The sequence below is a fragment of the uncultured Methylobacterium sp. genome (assembly GCF_964244095.1).
Lineage (GTDB): Bacteria > Pseudomonadota > Alphaproteobacteria > Rhizobiales > Beijerinckiaceae > Methylobacterium.
Map to the genome: position 1 here is coordinate 1 of NZ_CAXTHR010000247.1, position 3,237 is coordinate 3,237.

A 3,237-nucleotide genomic window follows, 5' to 3' on the forward strand; every position below is an offset into this window, starting at 1 on the left:
AACGTCGACGTGGTCAAGACCGCCGGCTGGGCGGTGATCCGCGACAAGACCCTGAACAAGGAATACGACGCCGCGCACATGCTCGTGCCGATGCCGCTCGCGATCTCGCTGGGCGTCGGCTCGAACCCGCAGCCCTACGCGGCGGCCGCGATCGAGAACGTCAACGGCCAGGCGATCACGCTGGCCATGAAGCACAAGGAAAGGCGCGACCCGAAGGACTGGAAGGGCTTCAAGCTCGCGGTGCCGTTCGACTACTCGATGCACAACTACCTGCTGCGCTACTACCTCGCGGAAGCCGGCATCGACCCCGACACCGACGTGCAGATCCGTAGCGTTCCGCCGCCCGACATGGTCGCCAACCTGCGCGCCGACAACATCGACGGGTTCCTGGCGCCCGATCCGGTCAACCAGCGCGCGGTCTACGACGGCGTCGGCTTCATCCACCTCCTGTCCAAGGAGATTTGGGACCGGCACCCCTGCTGCGCGTTCGCGGCCTCGAACGACTTCATCACCCAGACCCCGAACACCTACGCCGCGCTCCTGCGCGCCATCATCGAAGCCACCGCCTACGCCTCACGCCAAGAGAACCGGAAGGAGATCGCCGCTCAGATCGCGCCGGCGAACTACCTCAACCAGCCGGTCACGGTGGTGGAGCAGGTGCTGACCGGCACCTTCGCCGACGGCCTCGGCAACGTGCGCAAGGTGCCCGACCGCGTCGATTTCGACCCGTTCCCGTGGTCGTCCTTCGCGGTCTGGATCATGACGCAGATGCAGCGCTGGGGCCAGGTCAAGGGCGAGGTCGATTACAAGGCGGTGGCCGACAAGGTGTTCCTGGCCACCGACGCCGCCAAGCTGATGCGGGAGGGCGGCCAGACGCCGCCGACCACGACGAGCAAGACCTTCGTGGTGATGGGCAAGACCTTCGACCCGGCAAAGCCCAAGGAATACCTCGACAGCTTCAAGATCCGGAAGGCGGGCTAGAGCCGTGGCCGGGACCCTCTCGCTGCGCGCCGGCCTGCTCTCGCTGGCGCTGCTCGTCGGCTTCCTGCTCGTCTGGCAGGTCGCCGTCAGCGGCGTCGCAAAGACCCAGGCGATGGACCCGGACTACGCCGCCCTGATGGGGCAGGCGGCCACCACCGGCAAGTCGGCGATGCCGGGGCCGCTCGATGTCGGCGCCACGATCTGGCGCCACCTCAAGGACCCGTTCTACGACCGCGGGCCCAACGACAAGGGCTTGGGCATCCAGCTCGCCTACTCGATCGGGCGCGTCGCGCTCGGCTACCTGCTCGCGGTGATCGTGGCGCTTCCCCTGGGCTTCCTCATCGGCATGTCGCCGCTGATGGGCCGGGCGCTCGACCCGTTCATCCAGTTGCTGAAACCGGTCTCGCCCCTCGCCTGGATGCCGCTCGCGCTGTACACGATCAAGGATTCCGGCCTGTCGGCGATCTTCGTGATCTTCATCTGCAGCTTGTGGCCGATGCTGATCAACACCGCCTTCGGGGTCTCCGGCACCCGCAAGGAATGGCTCAACGTCGCCCGCACCCTGGAGGTCGGGCCGATCCGGCGCGCCTTCACGGTGATCCTGCCGGCCGCGGCACCCACGATCCTCACCGGCATGCGCATCTCGATCGGCATCGCGTGGCTGGTGATCGTGGCCGCCGAGATGTTGGTGGGCGGCACCGGTATCGGCTACTTCGTCTGGAACGAGTGGAACAACCTCTCGATCAACAACGTGATCGTCTCGATCCTGGTGATCGGCCTCGTCGGGATGATTCTGGACCAGCTTCTGGCCCGCGCGCAGCGGCTCGTGACCTTCCCGGAGTGAGGCGATGAATCAGCTCCTCCCCTTCCGGCGCTCGGCGAGCGCCGTTTCCGACGCCGCTCCCGCCGGGACCCCCGCCATGTCGGACGAAAAGTTCATCTCGATCGAGGGGATCGCCCGGCGCTACCCGGCGCCCGGGGCCAAGGCTTCGGACGTCAAGACCGCGACGGTGTTCGAGAACCTGTGGCTGCCGATGCGGCGGGGCGAGTTCGTGTGCATGATCGGGCATTCGGGCTGTGGCAAGACCACAGTGCTCAACATCCTCGCCGGCCTCGAAGCGCCGAGCGAGGGCGTGGTGATCGCGGCCGGCGCGGAGATCCGCGGCACGAGCCTCGACCGCGCGGTGATCTTCCAGGGCCACGCCCTGCTGCCGTGGCGCACCGTCCTCGGCAACGTGTCGTATGCGGTGTCCTCGCGCTGGCGGAAGGCCGGAAAGGCCGAGATCGAGGCGCGCGCCAGGAAGGCGATCGCGACGGTGGGGCTCGCGGGCTCCGAGCACAAGCGGCCTTCCGAATTGTCCGGCGGCATGAAGCAGCGCGTCGGCATCGCCCGCGCGCTGGCGATCGAGCCAAAAATCCTGCTGATGGACGAGCCGTTCTCGGCGCTCGACGCGCTCACCCGCGGCACGCTTCAGGACGAGGTCCGCCGCATCTGCGTCGAGACCGGGCAGACCGTGTTCATGATCACCCACGACGTCGACGAGTCGATCTACCTCGCCGACCGCATCGTGCTGATGACCAACGGGCCGATGGCCAAGGTCGCCGAGATCGTCGAGAACCCGCTGCCCAAGGACCGCGACCGGACGCAGCTCCACCACGCGCCGGGCTACTACGCGGTGCGCAACCACCTGATGGATTTCCTCGTCACCCGCTCGAAGACCCTGCGCGACGCGCCGCCTCCGGGCTACGATCAGCGCAACCCGCCCGTGGTGCGCCCCAGCCTGAGCGAGGCCGACGCGGCGGTGATCGCCGCCGCCGCCGAGCCCGCGGCCCGGCGGGCCTGATGGCGAACCACGCTCACCAGAAGGACCGCCGACATGAAGCGCGAAGACCTCACCGAGAAGCTCCTGGACATCAAGCGCGACAAGGGCTGGACCTGGAAGTACATCCAGGACGAGATCGGCGGCCTGTCGCCGATCCTGATCACCGCCGCGTGCCTCGGCCAGATGAAGCTGCCCAAGGCGCAGGCCGCCAAGGCCGCCGAACTGTTTGGCCTCACCGAGTCCGAGGAGCGCATGCTCAACGAGGCGCCCTACCGCGGCTCGATCCCGTCGCTGCCGCCCACCGACCCGCTGATCTACCGCTTCTATGAACTCGTGATGGTCTACGGCACCACCTTCAAGGAGCTGATCCAGGAGGAATTCGGCGACGGCATCATGTCGGCGATCGACTTCAACATGACGATGGAGCGCGAGG

At 67.4% G+C, this 3,237-nt stretch carries 4 protein-coding genes; all 4 read left to right on the forward strand.

Annotation, left to right across the window (positions count from 1 at the left end):
- Positions 1-981: CmpA/NrtA family ABC transporter substrate-binding protein (locus tag ACFE86_RS21950; protein WP_375457429.1), on the forward strand; the 981-nt coding region annotated here is incomplete at its 5' end.
- A gap of 4 nt (positions 982-985) precedes the next feature.
- Positions 986-1,825: a nitrate ABC transporter permease gene (ntrB, locus tag ACFE86_RS21955; protein WP_375457430.1), complete on the forward strand. Its 840-nt coding sequence runs from the start codon at positions 986-988 to the stop codon at positions 1,823-1,825.
- Between the two features lie 4 nt (positions 1,826-1,829).
- Entirely contained in the window at positions 1,830-2,825 is a 996-nt protein-coding gene (locus ACFE86_RS21960) for an ABC transporter ATP-binding protein (RefSeq protein ID WP_375457431.1), read from the forward strand.
- Between the two features lie 33 nt (positions 2,826-2,858).
- A partial coding sequence (cynS, locus tag ACFE86_RS21965; protein ID WP_375457432.1) for a cyanase occupies positions 2,859-3,237 on the forward strand: 379 nt, incomplete at its 3' end.

Excerpts from the sequence above, each read along its gene's own strand:
- ACFE86_RS21960 (WP_375457431.1), top strand. The coding sequence starts at position 1,830 with ATGAATCAGCTCCTCCCCTTCCGGCGCTCGGCGAGCGCCGTTTCCGAC.